Raw genomic sequence first — 4,213 nt, forward strand, 5'->3', positions numbered from 1 at the left:
CTAAAACATCATCTAATGTTTTGCTCTTATACTTTGTAGCTGCTTTTGGTGAATTGTCATTCCAAGGATTTTGCATTAGGTAGTTATTGATTACATATTGTATATCTTTTGCATCAACAACGCCATCATAGTTAATGTCTGCCGCACGCTTATTTGTCCCCCAATAAGTTTGGATGTATAAAGCATCTTTCACATCAATGACATTATCTTTATTCACATCTCCGGCAGGTGCATTTTCATAATAGAGTGCCTTCGAGTAAGGTTTCACTTCTTCCCCATTTTCTTTCAGACCGATTGTAAAGGTTTTCTTCACAGTGAAATGTCCTGGAATATCCACCTCTAGTGTAAATGGTTTATCCGTTAATGGCAGGTTAGATGTAAAATGCCAAGGGAAACCACTATTACTTCCAAACGTGTTTGGATATTCTTTTCCTGCTTCATCTGTCACTTTGACTTTTGCACCTGCCTTTACATAATCCAATGTTGATGGCTCATCAAGTTGAGGAATCATAAATGCTTCTCCATAAACCCATGATTTCATGAAGGAGTATGTTCGTTCCACCTGATAAGGAAGACTAATACCAAAAGAGGATTTCGTTGTGCTATCCGTATTTGTGTACGATACATTGAATTGTGCTAAACCTAGGCTTGCACTTTCAGAATCACCTTTCACTTTATATGTTATATCTACCATTGGAACTTTTCCGGCAACTCCTGTTTGAGCTGCATCACCAATTAATGTTGCAGTAATATCTGTTCTTTTTACCTTTTTTCCGTCTACTTCTACATCTGTATCCACTGTCTGAATATCTACTTTTCCTTTCAATGCTGCATTTGGTTTAATACTTACTAACTCAGCATTCAATAAGCTTTGATCATAAAATGAATACACGGCTTGCTTCATATTTGCCATATTGTTCATAGAAAGGGTAACTGTCACCGTTTCGCCTGCTTTTACTTTTTGTTTATCAGGGATAGCTGTTCCATACGGCGTGCCTTGTTTCACGTAGTATAAGGATTTATGGCCATAGTAGTTCTGTACTGTCGCCATGTTTTCCGCATACATATCCACTTTAAACGGTTGGATTGTCTTGTTCAGCGGGATTTGTGTAGTAAAATTGCCGTCACTGTTCACCGGAACCGAAACAGTCCCCCCTCCTAATAGTTTACTAGGAACCGAATAGAAAACTTTATTATTTCCTTGAGAAGCATTGATACCGCCGATTTTCATATTATCCACATCAGGATCATAGACTGAACCTGTTAACGATACGACTTGCTGATCAGGGCTATATTCATAGATGCCAGATTCCGAACTTAGATTGAGTGTAGGCTGGGTAACGCTATAGTAAACAGGAGCGTCTGCGCTGAAGGTTTTTCCTTGATCATTTGTTCCTACAAGCTTGATTTTGTATAATCCTGGTGCAGTTTGTTCCTTATCATAAGCAATTGGTTGCTCCGGATTTCCAGTTAATGGATAATAATAACCTTCGTTCATTGCACCTCTTAAATAATATTCAATATTCTCATCCGCACCCATGCCGTCCAAAGTCCCAAGGAAGCCAATTTCTTTGTTCGTTTTCGGATCGACAAGGAATAAATCCATCGTACGCATATGAGAATTTAATTGGAAGTTAAGACCGATGGACCATCTTATTCCGTTATACCCCGCCTCTACCGCAGTCGTAAATGTAGGTGGATTTCCTGCAACATGGTGAATCCCTTCTTTTACTGTATGAATCGCAAATGGAATTTTATATGTTTCATTAGGATCCTTTTGATTTGTATACACTACATAACCTTCATAAGTTCCAAGCTTTGCAGTCTTAGGAACATTGATGGTAGCATCCATATTCGCACTACTATATCGCTTCACTTTTACAGATGACTTAACATCTAATGTTACGCCATTTTCAGCAGCGTTTTGATCCGCTCTAGAATCATTTGTAAACCGTCCATCCAAAGTCTGGAATTGAACCTTCACATCATATGTTTTATCTACAGAGCTTTTATTAAAAAACGTAATAGAACGTTGATCTGTTAAGTCTTTACCAGTAACAGCTTGTTCTCCAAAACTTAATGCACCAGTAATGTTTTTAATTTGTTTAATTCCTTTGCTTGCTAGAGTTGTTGCTCCATTATTACTTGCATTATCTTTTACTGTTGAAGTTTTTTCTTTTACTTGAATTTCCGTCTGAGCATGAACAGCATCATATGGGTTTACACGTCCTGCCCCAACTTCATATACACTGTATTTATCATTTAATGGATCCGCTGTATTCATAAGTGTTGATTTAATATCTGCAGGTGACATATCTGGGTGAGCTTGCATTAATAATGCTGCAACCCCAACTACATTAGGAGTTGCCATTGACGTTCCAGATAAACGCTCATATGCGTATTGATAGTTTCCGATTTGATCTGCTCCATGCATGTAAGAAGGAACAGTAGAAAAAACAGATACACCAGGTGCTGTTACTTCAGGCTTAATATCGTACAATACACGTGATGGACCACGTGAGCTAAAAGGCGCTAATTTATCACCAATTGTCACTTGTTGTTTCATATTACTAAACGTGAAGCCAAGAGACGTACCTTTAGATGCCCCAACTAAAGGTAATTTAGCTGCTAAGGCACTTCCTTGTGCGTAACTTAGTAAAAATGTTGGAAGTAAGCCGTAGCCGTCTGCAAAGTATACGTCACCTAAAGGAACATTTGTATCATATAATACAACAGCTTTTGCGCCATGCGCTTTAGCAGTCGCTATGATTTGAGTGATACCATAGCTACCACGTTTTGCTAAAACTACTTTTCCCTTTACATCGATTAGATCCGAACTTCCGGCAGAACCCATCCAATAGCTAGGTTCTCCTCCGAATGATACATTTACCATTTGTAAAGTTTGACCTTCAAAGTCCGCTACATCATCAGTTAATCCTTTAGCAGCTAACTTAAGATCAGCAGGCAAATCTCCTGTTGAAGAATGTAATGATCCTGAAAAATTAGGAATAGAAACAGATGTATCGCTAGCTCCAACAGTTATGGCTAATGGTGCATTACCAGGTGCGCCAAGTGAATACATTCGATCTCCTGAGTTTCCAGCTGCGACAATTGCCGTTACTCCTGCTAGAACAGCATTGTTTACTGCAATACTCGTAGGATATAATGGATCATTGTAATTAGCTCCAAGAGACATATTAATAATATCCATTCCATCTGATACTGCCTTATCGATACCTGCCAAAATAGCCGATGTAGAGCCAGATCCATATGGTCCTAGTACACGATAAGCATAAATATCAGCTTCAGGTGCAACGCCTTCTACAGCAAAATCTGCATTGTTTTTTGCTTGTCCAGAAATAATACCAGCTACATGTGTTCCATGCTCAGTATAGTACGCTTCACCGCTTGAACCTAATTCAGGCTGGCCAGACTTCTTCCAATCGGCATAAGAGGTTTCCATTGGGTCATTGTCATTATCAACGAAATCGTAACCACCTTTAAAAGCACCTTTTAGATCTGGATGATTGTAATCAATCCCAGTATCAAGAATACCGACTTTTACCCCTTTACCTGTAAAGCCTTCTTGATGAAGTTTCTCAACACCAGGGAATGTAACCATCGTATGCGTTGCAGCTTGCTTAGTCGTCGTCTCCTTGATCGAAGGTGGCTCCACTTGAACTTGCATATCACTCCAGACAGCTTTTACTGCATTGGATTTAAGTAACGACTTTACTTTGTTACCTGGTAGAGTCATAGAAACCCCATTAAATGCTTTTTTATATGATCGTTTAATTGAATATGGATTTTTCTTTGATTTTAATTCACTACTAAAAATTGTTTTTAATTCTTTTTGGAATGTTTCGTGTGAAGCATCCACCTTTTCTTTTGCAGCATCAGTTGTTAACTTTACTCCATCCGCCTCTGCTTCTAAAACGGCAGTCTGCTGTGGCTTGTCCTTAAACTCGACAATGACCGAGGTAAGCTTATCACTTGTTTGATCGATATCAGGAGACAATTGGAGTCCCTCTTTGTCACTTAATTTCAATTGCTTGATTGCCTCGCGCTGTTGAGACGTCATTTGCGCTAGTACTTGTTCAATCTTTGAAGTTGCTTGTGCATGAACTTGTTGTGAAAAGGAACCTGGTGTCATTGTAGTACTAATAAGTCCTGTTGTTAATGCTAGTGTAGTAACATTTCTAAACATTTTCTT

Annotated in this window: 1 protein-coding gene; it reads right to left on the reverse strand. The window is 38.7% G+C overall.

What is annotated here, in order from left to right:
* Positions 1 to 4,213: S8 family serine peptidase (locus CN514_RS13850; RefSeq protein ID WP_141529377.1), on the reverse strand; the 4,213-nt coding region annotated here is incomplete at both ends.

Origin of the sequence: Bacillus sp. AFS001701 (genome assembly GCF_002559405.1) — a bacterium.
Lineage (GTDB): Bacteria > Bacillota > Bacilli > Bacillales > Bacillaceae_G > Gottfriedia.